The 16,233-nt window shown below is 60.0% G+C and carries 16 protein-coding genes; 8 read left to right on the top strand and 8 right to left on the bottom strand.

All coding sequences use genetic code 11. The features are described 5' to 3' along the window. Positions 1 to 263: 263 nt before the first annotated feature. Together G5229_RS20325 and G5229_RS20320 are read right to left on the bottom strand one after the other, a co-directional pair. The gene (locus tag G5229_RS20325; RefSeq protein ID WP_421210226.1) at positions 264 to 2,888 is read right to left on the bottom strand and encodes a GNAT family N-acetyltransferase; all 2,625 of its coding nucleotides are present in this window, start codon (positions 2,886 to 2,888) and stop codon (positions 264 to 266) included. A 73-nt stretch (positions 2,889 to 2,961) separates the two neighbouring features. Next, positions 2,962 to 3,153: a hypothetical protein gene (locus tag G5229_RS20320; protein ID WP_124930448.1), complete on the bottom strand. Its 192-nt coding sequence runs from the start codon at positions 3,151 to 3,153 to the stop codon at positions 2,962 to 2,964. 192 nt (positions 3,154 to 3,345) lie between these two features. On the opposite strand from G5229_RS20320, the gene G5229_RS20315 reads away from it, so the two are divergent. After that, positions 3,346 to 4,206, top strand: a complete 861-nt coding sequence (locus G5229_RS20315; protein ID WP_421210224.1) for a hypothetical protein — start codon at positions 3,346 to 3,348, stop codon at positions 4,204 to 4,206. Here the strand turns inward: G5229_RS20315 and ilvY are convergent. Continuing rightward, entirely contained in the window at positions 4,195 to 5,088 is an 894-nt protein-coding gene (gene ilvY, locus G5229_RS20310) for an HTH-type transcriptional activator IlvY (RefSeq protein ID WP_005342097.1), read from the bottom strand. The genes G5229_RS20315 and ilvY overlap by 12 nt on opposite strands. Positions 5,089 to 5,341: 253 nt before the next feature. Here ilvY and ilvC point away from each other — a divergent pair, with 253 nt between their 5' ends. Then, positions 5,342 to 6,823, top strand: a complete 1,482-nt coding sequence (ilvC, locus tag G5229_RS20305; RefSeq protein WP_041210772.1) for a ketol-acid reductoisomerase — start codon at positions 5,342 to 5,344, stop codon at positions 6,821 to 6,823. A gap of 156 nt (positions 6,824 to 6,979) precedes the next feature. Here ilvC and pgi read toward each other — a convergent pair whose 3' ends face one another. The 5 genes from pgi to coaBC form a co-directional block, all read right to left on the bottom strand. Further along, entirely contained in the window at positions 6,980 to 8,629 is a 1,650-nt protein-coding gene (gene pgi / locus G5229_RS20300; RefSeq protein WP_021231531.1) for a glucose-6-phosphate isomerase, read from the bottom strand. A gap of 347 nt (positions 8,630 to 8,976) precedes the next feature. Further along, positions 8,977 to 9,813: a mechanosensitive ion channel domain-containing protein gene (locus G5229_RS20295; RefSeq protein ID WP_005339493.1), complete on the bottom strand. Its 837-nt coding sequence runs from the start codon at positions 9,811 to 9,813 to the stop codon at positions 8,977 to 8,979. 165 nt (positions 9,814 to 9,978) lie between these two features. Next, positions 9,979 to 10,575 carry a nucleoid occlusion factor SlmA gene (gene slmA / locus G5229_RS20290; protein ID WP_005339495.1) on the bottom strand — a complete coding sequence of 199 codons (597 nt, stop codon included), beginning with the start codon at positions 10,573 to 10,575 and terminating at the stop codon, positions 9,979 to 9,981. A gap of 67 nt (positions 10,576 to 10,642) precedes the next feature. Beyond that, a complete protein-coding gene (gene dut / locus G5229_RS20285; RefSeq protein ID WP_005339498.1) occupies positions 10,643 to 11,101 on the bottom strand; it encodes a dUTP diphosphatase in 459 nt (152 codons plus the stop codon). A gap of 81 nt (positions 11,102 to 11,182) precedes the next feature. Next, positions 11,183 to 12,385, bottom strand: a complete 1,203-nt coding sequence (gene coaBC / locus G5229_RS20280; protein ID WP_421210221.1) for a bifunctional phosphopantothenoylcysteine decarboxylase/phosphopantothenate--cysteine ligase CoaBC — start codon at positions 12,383 to 12,385, stop codon at positions 11,183 to 11,185. 147 nt (positions 12,386 to 12,532) lie between these two features. Between coaBC and radC the strand changes: the two genes are divergently transcribed. The 6 genes from radC to G5229_RS20250 all read left to right on the top strand — a co-directional run bounded on the left by radC (position 12,533) and on the right by G5229_RS20250 (position 16,195). Continuing rightward, complete coding sequence (gene radC, locus G5229_RS20275) at positions 12,533 to 13,207, top strand: RadC family protein (protein WP_421210219.1); 675 nt, start codon at positions 12,533 to 12,535, stop codon at positions 13,205 to 13,207. Positions 13,208 to 13,343: 136 nt separating this feature from the next. Next, entirely contained in the window at positions 13,344 to 13,580 is a 237-nt protein-coding gene (gene rpmB / locus G5229_RS20270) for a 50S ribosomal protein L28 (RefSeq protein WP_005307492.1), read from the top strand. 11 nt (positions 13,581 to 13,591) lie between these two features. Continuing rightward, a complete protein-coding gene (gene rpmG / locus G5229_RS20265; protein WP_005307500.1) occupies positions 13,592 to 13,759 on the top strand; it encodes a 50S ribosomal protein L33 in 168 nt (55 codons plus the stop codon). Between the two features lie 93 nt (positions 13,760 to 13,852). Next, complete coding sequence (locus G5229_RS20260) at positions 13,853 to 14,308, top strand: hypothetical protein (RefSeq protein ID WP_129504963.1); 456 nt, start codon at positions 13,853 to 13,855, stop codon at positions 14,306 to 14,308. Between the two features lie 24 nt (positions 14,309 to 14,332). Continuing rightward, positions 14,333 to 15,145, top strand: coding sequence for a bifunctional DNA-formamidopyrimidine glycosylase/DNA-(apurinic or apyrimidinic site) lyase (gene mutM / locus G5229_RS20255; protein WP_005357390.1), 813 nt, complete (start codon positions 14,333 to 14,335; stop codon positions 15,143 to 15,145). Between the two features lie 177 nt (positions 15,146 to 15,322). Then, positions 15,323 to 16,195 (top strand): VirK/YbjX family protein, encoded by an 873-nt coding sequence (locus G5229_RS20250; protein ID WP_216952390.1) that lies wholly within the window; start codon positions 15,323 to 15,325, stop codon positions 16,193 to 16,195. The last annotated feature ends 38 nt before the right edge of the window (positions 16,196 to 16,233 follow it).

Genomic DNA, 16,233 nt, shown 5'->3' with positions numbered 1-16,233 from the left:
TTAGAATACCGGCCTGTCACGCCGGGGGTCGCGGGTTCGAGTCCCGTCCGCTCCGCCACTAATTTGAAGGCCTTCCCAGATGGGAAGGCCTTTTTGCTATGGGTGGTTTTATCAAGTGACCCACAGGTTTGCACACCAGAACCAACACAAAGCCCAGTCTCACGACCGGGCTTTGGTGTTTTTAGTGTGTTAAACCAGCCAATGGCTGGCTTTTACCTGTCGGAAGGATCGTAAGACAGCCGGTTATTTCCACCATTTTCTGGCTATATCCGAGCCTTATCAGCCATTTGAGCGAGTTTACAGGCGGCCAAATCAGCCTTCTGCTGGTTGCAGGGCAGTTCCATATTGACCACCCCCTCGTCCATCTGCACATCGATCTTGAAGCCAAGCCGTTTGGCGAGGTTGACCATGCCGCGATTGCTGGGCATGGTCATGCCGGATAGCTGGCCAATCCCCTGCTCTTTGGCGTAACGGATGATCTTCTCCATCATCAATTTGCCGAGACCGACCCCTTTCAAGTCCGATCGCACCAGAATGGCAAACTCGGCATCGCTCAGGTCCGGGGTCGAGATAGCGCGTACCACGCCGAGGATTTGATCCTGCAGCTCGCCATCTTGCCCCACCGCTACGAAGGCCATCTCCCGGTCGTAATCGATCTGGGTCATGCGGGCCAGCTCTTCGTGACCCAGTTCGCCGACATCGGCGAAGAAGCGTTTGTACCTGTCTTCATCAGAGACTTGCAGCACGAACTGCTTGTGAGCCGGTTCATCTTCCGGCCGGATTGGGCGCAGCAGGATATGGCGCTGATCTTTAAGCCAGGCACCCTCCTCCAGTTCGGTGGGATAGGGGCGGATCGCCAGTCGGTTGATTATCGGGATGGCGGGGTCAGTCAGTGTGAGGCTGGCATCCAGTACCACCATCTCGGTACCGCATGCTTGCAGCGGGTGCAGGTCCAGCTCCTGAATCTCCGGAAAGGCGAGCAATAGCTCTGAGAGCTGGCAAAGCACTTGGCCCAAGGCATCGATATCCAGTTGTTCCGGCCTCGCCTGCTCACGGATCTTGCGGCTCTTGAGGGCTCCTATGATTTGGTAACGAGCCAGTGCCTGATTGAGCGGTGGCAAGGCTGCCACCATCTCCTGCGGTTCTGCGCCTGATTCCCCCAGCAGAATGACGGGGCCAAAGATGGCGTCTTGCTGGATGCGTACCCGCAGCTCGAGGCCGCCGCTGCGGCGAGCCATCCGCTGCACCAGCAAGCCTTCGATACGGGCGCCCGGATCATGCTGTTTGACCCTGTCCAGAATGGCATCTGCAGCTTGTGCCACTTCGGCCGAGGTGCGCAGATTGAGTACCACTCCGTGTACGGCAGACTTGTGCAGGATATCGGGCGAGCGCAGTTTTACCGCCACCGGGTAGCCGATCTGCTCGGCGGTGAGGGTCGCCTCGATGGCGTCGGTGACGATCCAGGTTGGCAGGGTCGAGAGACCGGCGGCTTGCAAAATGGGGTGAACGAGATGTGTATCCAGTCTCAGTTGCTTGCGCTGCTGCGCTTGGCGGATCAGCTGCTGGCACAGCTCTACATTGAGCTGGTTGCCATGTAGTGACGCCGGTGTCTCCATCAACTGCTTCTGGTTGCGGCGGTATTCCACCATGTGCATGAAGGCGGCCATGGCGCTTTCCGGTGTGCGGTAGGTCGGGAAGCCCGCCTCGGTAAAGAGTTTGCGCCCCTCCTGCGCCGAGTATTCACCCGCCCAGTTGGTGAGGATGTTGAAACGGCGCGCTCTGGGATGCTGTTTCAGATGGACGATTAGATTGCTGGCCAGCGGCGCGCTTGGCGCCGTGAGCGAGGGGGCGTGGATGATCAGGATGGCGTCGATGCCATCCTCCTGCAACACGTTGTCCAGCGCCTCCTGATAGGTGGTGATGGTGGCATCGCTGCCGATATCGAGCGGCGGGCGAGCCAGCTTGCCGCCCCGCTCCAGCAGTACATCCACTGCCATATTGGCCAGCCCGCGACCGTTGGAGATGATGGCAAGCCGCTCTCCCTTGAGGGTCATGGAGTGGCTCAAGGTTTCTACCGCGGCGAATAGTTCGTGGGTATCCCGTACCCGCAGCATGCCGGCGCGGCGGATGGCGGCATCATAGACATTGTCGAGGCCGTGGGCCGGATCGTGGCGCCCGCTTTTCAGCACCAGGATCGGCTTGTTGCGCGAGGCTGCCCGCGCCGCCGAGAGAAAGTGGCGGGCGTCGTGCAACTTGTCCATGTAGATCAAAATGGCGCGGGTGACGCTGTCGCGGGAGAGTTGGTCCAGCAGCTGGCCGAAGTCGATATCGCAGTGATCACCCAGCGAGATGAAGGCGGAAAAGCCCAGTTCATGCTGCTTGGCCCAATCCAGAATGGTGGTGCTGACGGCGGCGGATTGCGAGAGAAAGGCGACCTGCCCCGGCTTGGCGGCAATGGGGGAAAAGCTGGCGTTGATCCCCTGGCCGGGCAGCAGCATCCCCATGCTGTTGGGGCCGAGCAGGCGAATGCCATATTGTTGGCAGACCCGTTTCAGCTCCAGTCGCTCCTCGGGGGAAAAGTCGGCGGCCAGTATGATGGCCGCCCCCGCCCCCTTCTGGCCGAGCGCCTCCAGCAACGGCAAGACCCGCTCCCGCCTGGTGCAGATGATGGCGAGATCCGGGGTTAGCGGCAGGCTGGCAATATCGGGATAGGCCAGCACGCCGGCGATGGACTTGTTGCGCGGGGTGACGGGGAGGATGGGCCCTTTGAACTGGCCCGCCAGCAGGTGGCGCACGATCACATGACCCGCCTTGAGCGGGTCGGTCGAGGCGCCGATCACGGCGATTGAGTGGGGTTTGAACAGCCGATCCAGACCGCTTGCTTTCATGGGCACTCCCGACAAAAGGGGGAAGATACCAGTCTAATACGCCTTTGCTGCGGGTTCTGTGACCGGATCCTGATCACCGTTTGTTCAGGGCATTGGCACGCAGATAAAAGCGCAGTTCGCCCTGCACCCGGCGAATGGCTCCCAGGTGGCGTTCCTGAAGATAGATATCTTGCTCCCGATCTAGCGCCGTGCTGGGCACGCCCATGCTTTGCAGATACTCCTCAAACAGGGTTGAACCCTTGATCTCTACCAGATGCTGTTTCATGGCTCTCCTCCCTGCGCCTTGGCGTGTGTTGATGAACGCCCAGTCTGCGATGACCTGCCGGGTTTGCCTATTGTCACTTTTGACACGAGATTTGACACGAGAGCGCTCACACATCTTTCAGAGAGGGCGCCGTTGAGGCGCTGGCTGGCGTTATAGTATGGCGAGGAGCACGAGGCACGGATGGTGCACAGGATGATCAGAGTCTGGTGGTGGTGCATGGCACTGTGGACGGTTGGCGTATCGGCAGCCGAGCAGCCTATCCGCGCCTGGAATCTGCTGCTGGATCATCCCAACCCCGCTGTCGTCCAGTTGCTGCGCCTCTCCCTCGATCTCACCGTGCCCGAATATGGCCCCTACCAGCTGGTCTCCAGTCCGCAAATGGAGCAGGGGCGGGCGGTGAAGGAGCTGCGCAGCGGCGAGCTGGTTCAGGTCGGAGTGTTTGCCCCCGATGGTGCGCGAGAGCGGGAGTTGCTGGCAATCCACATTCCGCTGGCCAAGGGGCTGCTGGGGTGGCGGGTTTGTCTTATCCGGCAGGGTGACGAGGGGCGTTTTGCCGCGATCGAGTCGTTGGCGGACTGGCATCAAGCCGGGCTCTCCATCGGCCAGCACAGATCCTGGCCAGACACCCAGTTGCTGCGGGCTAACGGCCTCAAGGTGACGGTGGGCAATCTTTATGAGGCGCTCTTCAACATGCTGCGCAAGAAGCGCTTTGACTGCTTCCTGCGCTCGGTCATCGAGGTCGAGGATGAGCTCAGGCAACATCCGGATCTCGCCATCGAGCCCCGTCTGGTGTTTCGCTATCCGCTGGCGCTGCTGTTTTTCGTCTCGCCCAACTATCCGGAGCTGGCGCAGCGCATCGAGCTCGGCATGCTGCGGGCGCGGCAATCCGGCGCTTTTGACCGGGTCTTTGAAGAGGGATTTGGCCGCACCATTCGGCGGCTGAAACTGGATGAGCGGGTGCGCCTCGAGCTGCACAACCCCGACTTGCCGCTGCCCAGCCGCATCATGATGGCCGATCCGGCCCTTATCTATAATCCGGTGTCAGCGCAGTGAGCCCTGATTCTGCGCAGTATCCCAGAAGGCGCGGATCAGCGGCTCTTCCAGCCGCTTCTTGAGTACCCCGATCCCCACATCAAATGGCTTGAAGGCGGGTTTGAGGTCGATGATCCGCACCTTGTCGCCGAGCGGGCTGTGGTCGATCACCGCCGCCGGCACCAATCCTACGCCACAGCCGAGCGCCACCATGGCGACAATCCCCTCGTTACCCGCCACTTCGGCATAGATGTTGGGCGCGATCCCCTTGTTGCGAAACCATTGGTCGCTGCGTTTGCGGGCCAAGCCCTGCTCGGAGAGGATGACTGGCAGCTGCTCCCAATCAGGTTCTCCCTGACGGAACCACTGGTTCAGCTGGGGGGCATTGCGCGGCGCGATAAAGACCAGCGGTACCAGCTGCAGGCTGGCGAACTCCAGCTTGGCGGGCAGGGCATCGGGGCGGGCGGCGATGGCGAGATCGGCCTCGTCGGCCAGGATCTTGTCCACCGCCAGCGCCGGGTCGCCAGTCTCCAGCTTGATCTCCAGCTGGGGGTAGCGGCGGCGAAAGCGCTCCAGCACCTCGGGCAGCAGAAAGTAACTGGCAGTGACCGAGCAGAATACCCGCAGCCGCCCCTGTAGCGGTTCATCGCTACGTTTGAGCTCCTGCTTGAGCTGACGCCACTCCTGCAACAGGCCGCCGCCGAATTCGCGCAGCTTCTCGCCGGCGGGGGTGAGCCGTACCGAGCGGTTGTCCCGTTCGAACAGGATGCAGCCGGTCTCCTGTTCCAGTCGCTGGATGGCGCGGCTCAGAGTGGAGGGGCTGACCGCCATGGCATCGGCGCTTTTGCCGAAGTGAAGGGAGTCGGCGAGGTGGAGAAACAGCTCGAGATTGCGAAGGTCCATTGATCACTTCCTGCTGCAGTCAGGGCATAAATTCATGCCGAACCGTCCGGCTCTGGCAACCGCATCCCCGCACAATTCAGCGGCCACATTGTCGAAACGGGGGCACATTTAGGGATAAATTGCCAAGAATCATCTTTCAATTCTTGCAACGTACTGTTTCGAATATATCAGTTCAGGCAATAAGTGTCCCGCGCTATAGTGGTTCAGACAACGCCGCTATCCGGCATGGAATCAATCGAACGGAGCAATCACCATGGCTAACTATTTCAACACCTTGAACCTGCGTCAGCAGTTGGCCCAGCTGGGCAAGTGTCGTTTCATGCAGCGCGAAGAGTTCGCGGACGGCTGCAACGTGCTGAAGGGCAAGAAGGTGGTGATTGTGGGCTGTGGTGCCCAGGGTCTGAACCAGGGTCTGAACATGCGCGACTCCGGGCTGGATATCTCCTACGCCCTGCGCAAGGCCGCCATCACCGAGAAGCGCGCCTCCTGGCAGAAAGCCACCGACAACGGCTTCGCGGTCGGCACCTATGAAGAGCTGATCCCGACCGCCGATCTGGTGCTGAACCTGACTCCGGACAAGCAGCACTCCGACGTAGTGAAAACCGTGATGCCGCTGATGAAGCAGGGCGCCGCGCTGGGCTACTCCCACGGCTTCAACGTGGTGGAAGAGGGTCAGCAGATCCGCTCCGACATCACCGTCGTGATGGTGGCGCCCAAGTGCCCGGGTACCGAAGTGCGTGAAGAGTACAAGCGCGGTTTCGGCGTACCGACCCTGATCGCCGTTCACCCGGAAAATGACCCGAAAGGTGAAGGCATGGCCATCGCCAAGGCGTGGGCCTCTGCCACCGGCGGCGACCGTGCCGGGGTGCTGGAATCCTCCTTCGTGGCGGAAGTGAAATCCGACCTGATGGGCGAGCAGACCATCCTCTGCGGCATGCTGCAGGCCGGTTCTCTGCTCTGCTACGACAAACTGGTTGCCGAAGGCACAGACCCGGCCTACGCCGGCAAGCTGATCCAGTTCGGCTGGGAGACCATCACCGAAGCCCTCAAGCAAGGTGGCATCAGCCTGATGATGGACCGGCTGTCCAACCCGGCCAAGCTGCGCGCCTTCGAGCTCTCCGAGCAGCTCAAGACCCTGATGCGCCCGCTGTTCGAGAAGCACATGGACGACATCATCGCCGGTGAGTTCTCCCGCGGCATGATGGCCGACTGGGCCGAAGACGATGCCAAGCTGTTCGGTTGGCGCGAAGAGACCGGTAAATCCGCCTTCGAAAACGCCCCGGCGTTCGCAGGCAAGATTGCCGAGCAGGAGTACTTCGACAATGGCGTGGTGATGGTGGCCATGGTCAAGGCGGGTGTCGAGCTGGCGTTCGAGACCATGGTGGCTTCCGGTATCTACGAGGAGTCTGCCTACTACGAATCCCTGCACGAGCTGCCGCTGATCGCCAACACCGTTGCCCGCAAGCGTCTGTACGAGATGAACGTGGTCATCTCCGACACCGCCGAATACGGTAACTACCTGTTCGCCAACGCCGCCGTGCCCTTGCTGCGCGAGCACTTCATGCCGACCCTGAAAGCGGGCGATCTGGGTGCCAGCAAGGCGGAAGGGCAGAGCGTCGATAACCTGGCGCTGCTGGCGGCCAACGAGGCGACCCGCAACCATCCGATCGAGAAGATCGGCCAGGTACTGCGCGGTTACATGAAGGACATGAAACGCATCGCCGTTGGCGGTTAAGCCCGCATCGGGCTGGATGATGAAGGGGCGGGGATGACGATCCCCGTCGCTGGTCGGGCTGGACACCCGACCGGCCAGCCAGAAAAATCAGCCTGACAGTCATAAAAAAGCCCCGCTCATCGAGCGGGGCTTTTGCATTCAGAAAGGCCGGATAAATCAGGCTTTCCACGCTTTCCAGGTGTTGATCAGACCGTTGGTGGAGCAGTCGTGGCTGGTGACAGCCTCGTTGTTGCCCAGCTCCGGCAGGATCTTGTTGGCCAGCTGTTTGCCCAGCTCCACGCCCCACTGGTCGAAGGAGAAGATGTTCCAGATTGCGCCCTGTACGAAGATCTTGTGTTCGTACATGGCGATCAGGGCGCCCAGGGTTTTCGGGGTCAGGCTCTTGAACAGGATGGAGTTGGTCGGGCGGTTGCCTTCGAACACCTTGAACGGCACCAGATCCTTGACCTGCTCCAGCGTTTTGCCAGCAGCCAGGAACTCGGCTTCAACCTCTTCCTTGCTCTTGCCGAAGGCCAGTGCCTCGGTCTGGGCGAAGAAGTTGGCCAGCAGTTTCGGATGGTGGTCACCGATCGGGTTGTGGCTGATGGCTGGCGCCAGGAAGTCACAGGGGATCAGCTTGGTGCCCTGATGGATCAGCTGGTAGAAGGCGTGCTGGCCGTTGGTACCCGGCTCACCCCAGATGATGGGGCCAGTCTGGTAGTCAACCGGCTTGCCGTTGCGATCCACGTACTTGCCGTTGGATTCCATGTTGCCTTGCTGGAAGTAGGCAGGGAAGCGGTGCATGTACTGGTCGTACGGCAGGATGGCTTCGGACTCGGCACCGTAGAAGTTGTTGTACCACAGGCCAATCAGCGCCAGCAGTACCGGCACGTTCTGCTCATAGGAGGCTGTGGCGAAGTGCATGTCCATCTCGAAGGCGCCTTGCAGCAGGGCCTCGAAGTTTTCGAAACCGACAGACAGGGCGATGGGCATGCCGATGGCAGACCAGGAGGAGTAGCGGCCGCCAACCCAGTCCCAGAACTCGAACATGTTGTTGGTGTCGATGCCGAACTCGGCCACGGCCTTGCCGTTGGTGGAGAGGGCCGCGAAGTGCTTGGCAACGTGGGCCTTGTCACCGGCGATATTGATAAACCAGTCGCGGGCGGTCAGGGCGTTGGTCATGGTCTCCTGGGTGGTGAAGGTCTTGGAGGCCACCAGGAACAGGGTGGTTTCCGGATCGATCTTCTTCAGGGTCTCGGCGATGTGGGTGCCATCGACGTTGGAGACGAAGTGCATCTGCAGGTGGTTTTTGTAGGGACGCAGAGCCTCGGTGATCATCACCGGGCCCAGATCAGAGCCACCGATACCGATGTTGACCACGTGCTGGATCGCCTTGCCGGTGTAGCCTTTCCACTCGCCTCCGATTACCTTCTCGCAGAAGCCTTTCATCTTGGCCAGTACGGCGTTCACTTCCGGCATCACGTCCTTGCCGTCGCACTCAATGGGGCGGTCGGAGCGGTTGCGCAGGGCCACGTGCAGTACGGAGCGGCCTTCGGTCATGTTGATCTTGTCGCCATTGAACATGGCATCGATCGCGCTGCGAAGATCGGTCTCTTTGGCCAGATCAACCAGCAACTTGAGGGTTTCTTCGGTGATCAGGTTCTTCGAGTAATCAACCAGGATGTCGCCGCCGAAGGTAAGGGAAAACTTGTCAAAGCGCTTCGGGTCCTGCGCGAACAGATCCTTGAGTCGAGTCTCTTTGTTTGCTGCAAAGTGGGCTTCCAGTGCCTGCCAGGCCTGGGTTTGGGTTGGATTGATATTTTTCATAGGATTCCTGAAATGCCAAGTTGTGTTTGAACCTTGCAGGCAAGGTCCCGCCAAACCTTATTATCCGAGCATTATAGCGAGCCTGCCGGGCGGCCCGTGTAACAGATTTTTACCGATTGTCTTTTACCGCAATGGGTCACTGTCGGGAGCATACAACCAGAACATTGGGATTATGTGTCACGAAAGCAAGGCGGATCTTGCGCTTGCTCATGATTGGGGCCACCCCGATAGCCTGAAATTGTTTTCATCCGGTTGGCGTGGTTATGCATCGACATTGCCATGGGCTGGGGCCAGAAACGACAATGCCAGCCCGAAGGCTGGCATTGTCTGTTGCCGCAGAACCGTGATCACGCCTGCGGTTTTTGCATGTGCATCACCATCTGCGGGAAGGGGATCTCGATGCCTTCGGCATCAAAGGTCAGTTTCACCTTCTCGTGGAAGTCGAACCAGACACCCCAGTAGTCAGCGGTTTTCACCCAGGGGCGCACCACGATATTGACCGAGGAGTCGGCCAGCGCGGCAACGGCGATGGTGGCTGCCGGATCTTTCAGGATGCGTGGCTCTTCGCTTACCAGACGCTCGAGGATCTGTTTGGCCTTGCGCAGGTCAGAGCCGTAGCCGATGCCAAAGGTCATGTCGACGCGGCGGGTATCCATGCGCGAGTAGTTGACGATGGTGCCGTTGAGGATGGCGGAGTTCGGGACTACTACCATCTTGTTGTCACCGGAGGTGAGGGTGGTGGTAAAGAGCTGAACGGACTGTACTACACCCGCGGTACCTGCAACTTCGATGAACTCGCCCGCCTTGATGGGGCGGAAGATAATCAGCAGGAAGCCGGCAGCGAAGTTGGAGAGCGAGCCTTGCAGCGCCAGACCGATGGCCAGACCGGCGGCACCGATAATGGCGACGAAGGAGGCGGTCTGCACGCCGACACGGCCCAGCGCGGCGATCACTACGAACACCAGAATGGCGTACTTGAGGATGCTGCCGACGAAGTGAGTGACGGTGGTGTCCAGCTTGCGGGCCTGCATCACCTTGACCACACCACCGCTGATGAGGTTGGCGGCGATATAGCCGACCAGCAGGGTCAGCAGGGCGGCGGCGATATTGACGCCGTATTCGATCAGCAGTCCCTGATTATTGACCAGCCAGGTCTGCGCTTCGGTAATGATTTCGGGTTCCATAGGATGTCCTGTCAGGTTCTAAAAGGTTTATGGTGGATAAATCTAACACCGCAGCGCGACAGTACGGGTCGCATCTGGTACTTCTTTTCTGCCATAAAAACCTGACACAAAAAAGAAGGGAGGCCAAAGCCTCTCTTCTTTTTGCTGAATGACGCGAAAAAAACATCAGCTCTGCAGCAGTTGGCTGCGGATAAATTGCCACTGATCTTCGAAACCTGCGGTCGGCTTGAGCTTGAACTCGGAGCGCACGAACTGGCTGATGCGACCTTCGGTGTAGGCCAGCAGCAGATTGGCCAACATGGTCTCGTCGAGCTGGAAGCCCTGACCCTCGCGCAGCCGCTTCTCGCGCAGCACCTGCTTGATCTGGGTCTCCAGCTTGTCGAACAGGATGCTGATGCGATCCCGCAGCCGATCGTGCTCACCCAGCAGGGCGTCGCCATTGAGGATGCGGGTAATGCCGGGATTGCGCTCGGCGAACACCAGCAGCAGCTGCAGGATATGGTGGCAGCGCGCCATGGTGTCCTTCTCTTCCGCCATGATCAGATTGACCCGTGACAGCAGGGAATCCTCGATAAAGTCGATCAGCCCCTCGAACATCCGCGCCTTGCTGGGAAAATGTCGATAGAGGGCTGCTTCAGAGACGCCGACCTCGGCCGCCAGACGGGCCGTGGTGATGCGCTGACCCGGACTGGTTTCCAGCATATGGGCGAGCGCCTGCAGGATCTGATCGCGCCGACTCTGTTTCTGATTACTGCTTGCCATGGATTCCCCTAAAAAAACAATGGCTTGATTCTATTATTAGGCACCGCCATCGGGCTGGTGTGGTCTGTTATTGGCGACCAGAAGAACCAAAACCGCCTTCACCCCGTTCGCTCTGATTGAACTCATCGACCAGTTGGAAGCTGGCCTGAACTACCGGCATGATCACCAGCTGGGCGATGCGCTCGCCGGGTTGCATGGTGAACTCATCCTTGCCGCGGTTCCAGACCGAGACCATCAGCTGACCCTGGTAATCGGAATCGATCAGACCGACCAGGTTGCCCAGCACGATGCCGTGCTTATGGCCGAGGCCGGAGCGGGGCAGAATGGTGGCACACAGACCCGGATCCTGGATGTGGATGGCCAGACCGGTCGGCACCAAGGTGGTATCACCCGGAGCCAGAGTCAGCGGCGCATCCAGCAGTGCGCGCAGATCCATGCCGGCAGAGCCCGGTGTGGCGTAGGCGGGCAGCGGGTACTCGGTACCGATACGGGCATCCAGAATCTTCAGTTCAATTTGTGTAGTCATGAATCGCTTTTTCAGTTGGATCTTGTATTGGCGCCCCTCTTGGCAAGGCGGGGCGCCGTGAGTCTTGTTCTGTCGGGACGCTCAGTGCCGGTAGTGGCGCGCAATCAGGGCGATCAGGTGACGGGCCAGCGTCAGCTTGTCGGCCAGCGGCAGCGGGGCCTGGCCCCCTTGCCAGAACACGGTCAGGGCGTTGTCATCGGCGTTGAAGCCTTGCCCCTCGCGGGACACATCGTTGGCGGCGATCATGTCCAGCCGCTTACGCTGCAACTTGTCGAGGGCGTATTGTTCCACATCCACGGTTTCGGCGGCAAATCCGACGGTGAAGGGTTTGTCTGAAAGGGCGCCGACGGCCGCGATGATGTCGGGGTTTTTCACCAGCTTCACCACCATCTGGTCGTTGTCGCCGGTTTTCTTGATCTTCTGGCTGGCCACCTGCTCAGGACGATAGTCGGCTACCGCCGCGCAGCCGATGAAGAGGTCGCACTCGCCGACTCGGCTCATTACCGCCTGATGCATCTGCTCGGCGCTTTCGACATCGATGCGGGTGACGCCAGCTGGTGTAGCCAGCGTTACCGGGCCGCTCACCAGCGTCACCTCGGCGCCCGCTTCACGAGCGGCGCGAGCGATGGCGTAACCCATCTTGCCGGAGCTGTGGTTGCTGATGTAGCGCACCGGATCCAGCGCCTCGCGGGTTGGACCGGCGGTGAGCAGCAGCTTGACGCCTGCCAGCAAGGGCTCGGCGGCCAGCTGCTGGCAGCAGCGATCCACCAGTTCGAGGGGGTCCAGCATCCGCCCCGGGCCCACATCGCCACAGGCCTGGCTGCCGGCATCCGGGCCCCACAGCAGAATGCCGCGGCTGGCCAGGGTCTTGAGGTTGGCCTGGGTGGCGGCGTTGAGATACATCTGCTGATTCATTGCTGGTGCCAGCGCGATGGACGCCGGAGTGGCCAGACAGAGGGTGGTCAGCAGTTCGTCGGCCATGCCTGCAGCCATCCGCGCCATCAGGTTGGCGCTGGCGGGGGCGATCAGCACCAGATCGGCCCACTTGGCCAGTTCGATATGGCCCATGCCCGCTTCGGCAGAGGGGTCCAGCAGGCTGTAGGCCACCGGATGACCGGAGACCGCCTGCAGGGTCAGCGGGGTGATGAACTCCTTGGCGGAGCGGGTCATCACCACCCGCACTTCGGCGCCCTGATCTTTCAGGCGGCGTACCAGCTCGGCACTCTTGTAGGCGGCGATCCCGCCACTGACACCCAACAGGATGCGTTTATCGGCCAATCTCATCTGCTGTTTCTCTATCCGGCTCATTCTGACTGGTCGGCTAAGATACCACAGGCAATGGATGACGACAGGGGTTGGCATCAAGGGGTGTGGTCGGGCGTGCGCAATTTTTTGCTATGTTTTTTCTCAACAGGGATGAGGGAGAGACAAATGAGCATCAAAGAGTGGCCGGAAGATGAACGCCCCAGAGAGAAGTTGCTGCGTCAGGGGTCTGCGGCGCTCTCCGATGCCGAGTTGCTCGCCATCTTTCTGCGCACCGGCGTCAATGGCCTGAGTGCAGTGGATCTTTCACGTAATCTATTGAATCAATTCGGCTCTTTACGCAGTTTGCTGGGGGCGGATCAACGGGCATTCTGCGAGGCGCACGGCCTTGGCCCGGCCAAATATGCCCAGTTGCAGGCGGTGCTGGAGATGGCCAGACGCCATCTGGCCGAGCAACTGCAACGGGGCGATGCCCTCACTTCACCCCAGCTGACCCGCGACTATCTGCAGGCCCAGCTGCGGGATCGGCCACGCGAGGTGTTTGCCCTGCTGTTGCTCGACAATCAGCACAGAGTTATTCAATTTGTTGAGCTTTTTTTCGGCACCATCGACTCGGCGAGCGTCTGGCCAAGAGAAATCGTGCAGATCGCGCTCAAACATAATGCAGCCGCGGTGATTCTGGCGCATAATCACCCGTCCGGCGTCGCCGAGCCCAGCAGGGCCGACCGCCAGATCACGGATCGGATCACGGCCGCTTTGGCCCTGATCGATATCAGAGTGCTGGATCACTTGGTGATCGGTGATGGCATCACGGTTTCTTTTGCCGAGCGCGGTTGGCTATAACTGTGCTCTGGCACCGTATTAGTTGATCTTTGATCACGGATGCTGTATAAAATGCCGCCTTCTGTTTGCCCCGCAATCGAAGGCCAGCGGGGCAGATATTTGCTCGAGCAATGAAGTAAGATTTGGAGAGACTGACATGTCTAGAGTATGCCAAGTAACCGGCAAGCGCCCGGCAGTTGGTAACAACCGTTCGCACGCTAACAACGCCACCAAGCGTCGTTTCCTGCCGAACCTGCACACTCACCGTTTCTGGGTTGAGAGTGAAAAACGCTTCGTAAGCCTGCGCGTATCCGCAAAAGGCATGCGTATCATCGACAAGCGTGGCGTTGAAGTGGTTCTGGCTGAACTGCGCGCCAGCGGTGTTAAGGTATAAGGAATTAGATCATGGCTAAAGGTATTCGCGAGAAAATTCGCCTGAACTCCAGCGCCGGTACTGGTCACTTCTATACCACTACCAAAAACAAGCGCACCATGCCCGAAAAAATGGAGATCAAAAAGTTTGATCCCGTTGTTCGTCAGCATGTGATCTACAAGGAAGGCAAAATCAAGTAATTACTTGATGCTGCATTCCCAAAAACCCGGCTTCGTGCCGGGTTTTTTTATGCGCCGAATTCAGTACACTGCCGGTTCAAAGGGAGGCTTGCCATGTTCAAATTGAGCCGCAAAGGCTGGAATAACGTGATCATTGTGGTGGTGCTGATCGTGATCACCCTGTTGCATCGTATGGAGACTGCCCAGCAGGAGAACAGCGCCAAGCGGGCTCGCCCCTTGCTGCCGGATGCGGCCGTGGTGCTCACTTGGCAGGGGCCTAGTTGGCAGATTGAGCGGATTGGTCAGGGCTGGCGCAGCGTACCGGATTTGGGGCTCGACACGGCTCAGCTGGATGCCCGTCTGGCGCACTGGCAGAGCTGGTTGCTGCCTCCCGGCGAGGTGGTGCGCGGTACCCCGGTGACCATTAAGGTGTGGATTGCCGGCCAGAGCGATCCGGTCGAGATCGGCCTCTATCAGAACAGCGGTCAGTATGGCGCTCAGCTGCCCTCCGGTCTCTGGCTCGCCCTCACAGCCGAGCAGTATCGCGATCTGCTGCGCCCTGCCCCCTGAGTTCCTTTTCCTTGTGAGGTACCCATGCCTGAATTGCCAGAAGTTGAAGTCAGCCGTCAGGGGATCTCCCCCTGGCTCACCGGTATCAAGGTGACGCGCGTGGTGGTGCGGGATGGCCGCCTGCGCTGGCCGATCCCCGGTGAGATTCAGGAGCTGGTGGACCTCACCATCCATCGGGTGCGCCGCCGTGCCAAATACCTGCTGCTGGAGACCGATTTCGGCACCGCCATCCTCCATCTGGGGATGTCCGGCAGCCTGCGGGTACTGGATATCGGCACCCCGGCCGAGAAGCACGACCATGTGGATATCGAGCTGGAGAATGGCAAGCTGCTGCGGCTAAACGATCCGCGCCGCTTCGGCGCCCTGCTCTGGACCAGGGAACCGGCCGAAGCCCACGCGCTGCTCGCCAAGCTGGGGCCCGAGCCGCTCACCGATGCCTTCAGTGCTGATTACCTGCAGGGGCGTGCCAAGGGGCGCAGCACTGCCATCAAGCAGTTCCTGATGGACAATCAGGTGGTGGTCGGGGTAGGCAACATCTACGCCAACGAGGCGCTCTATGCCGCCGGCATTCACCCCAAACGGGCGGCGGGCAATATCAGCGCCGAGCGGCTGGGAACCCTGGTGGCCGAGATCAAGCGGGTGTTGGCCGAAGCCATCCGGCAGGGCGGCACCACCCTCAAGGATTTCACCAGTGCCGATGGCAAGCCAGGCTATTTCGTGCAGCAGTTGCAGGTCTACGGCCGTGGCGGTCAGCCCTGTTTCCACTGTCACACCCTGCTGACCGAGACAAGAATGGGGCAGCGTACCACGGTTTTTTGCAGTCATTGCCAGCGCTGAGCGTACTTTTTTCCCCGATCCGGGGGAAGTTGTAACAGCATATTTCCAGGCTGTTGAATATTTGCGCAGTCATTACTAGTATCAGCGGCCGTTCAGGCGGTTTGAGAACTAGAAATGACTTTAAAATCAATAGACTGGGAATATTTATCCCGGCAGGAGCGCTATTGCGCAAAATCCATGGCCCGCTTCCTCTACCCCGAGGGATGTGACCGGAAAACCTTCAATCGCGGCAAGTTCGTGCTGCGCAGCCTGCTCTATCGCAAGTCGCTGAGCCGGGTCTTCAGCCTGTTTCAGTGCGACTCGCTCAAGGCACTGCCAGCGGTCTATCCCGAGCTGCTCGACAAGCCTATGCGACCCTATCGCTTCGCCTGTGCCAGCGCCCGTGAGCGGGCCGAGATGCTGGAAAATCACTACCGGTTGCTGCTGGAGTGCTACCCGCAGCTGATCGACCCCCTCTATCTGGGCGAGGGGATCGCGCTGGGGCACTATCCCCAGAGTGGCTGCCGCATTCTGCTGCGCCACGATGGCACCTTCCGCCGCGAGGCCGAGCTGGCGCTCTCCATCGTCAACGGCGAGGGGCAGCGCCTCTACAGCTGCGCCTTTTCGCTGGCGGGTAGCGTGGATCGTTTGATTCTGATGATCGGCTCCATGCAGGGGCCGGAGCCTGCGGTCGACAATGCTCAGGATCGGGTGCGCGAGCTGACCAAAGAGGGACACGGCCTGCGGCCCAAATCCCTGCTGGTGCAGCTGGTGCTGCAACTGGCGCAGAGCATGGGGGCGGCGGAGGTGCTGGCGGTGCGCAAGCGTGCCCACGTGTTTCAGGCTAGGCGCTACAGCAGCAAGCAAAAAGCCAACCTGCAGGCCGATTATGACGAGCTGTGGCAGGAATTCGGCGCCCGGGATGTGGATGCCAACTTCGTCGCCCTGCAAGCCCAGCCGCGCAAGCCGCTGGAGGAGATCGCCTCCAAGAAGCGGGCCATGTACCGGCGCCGCTACGAGTGGCTCGATCTGCTGGTGCAGGAGATGAATGAGCGGTTTGCCCGTCAGTAACCGGCAAGCATGCTGACCTCTCTATAACGAGAAAGATA

The sequence above is a fragment of the Aeromonas sp. 602396 genome, assembly GCF_049173735.1.
In the GTDB taxonomy this organism is placed as follows: domain Bacteria; phylum Pseudomonadota; class Gammaproteobacteria; order Enterobacterales; family Aeromonadaceae; genus Aeromonas; species Aeromonas veronii_A.
The sequence above is the reverse complement of the archived record's forward strand: the minus strand, read 5'-3'. Positions and strand labels throughout refer to the sequence as shown.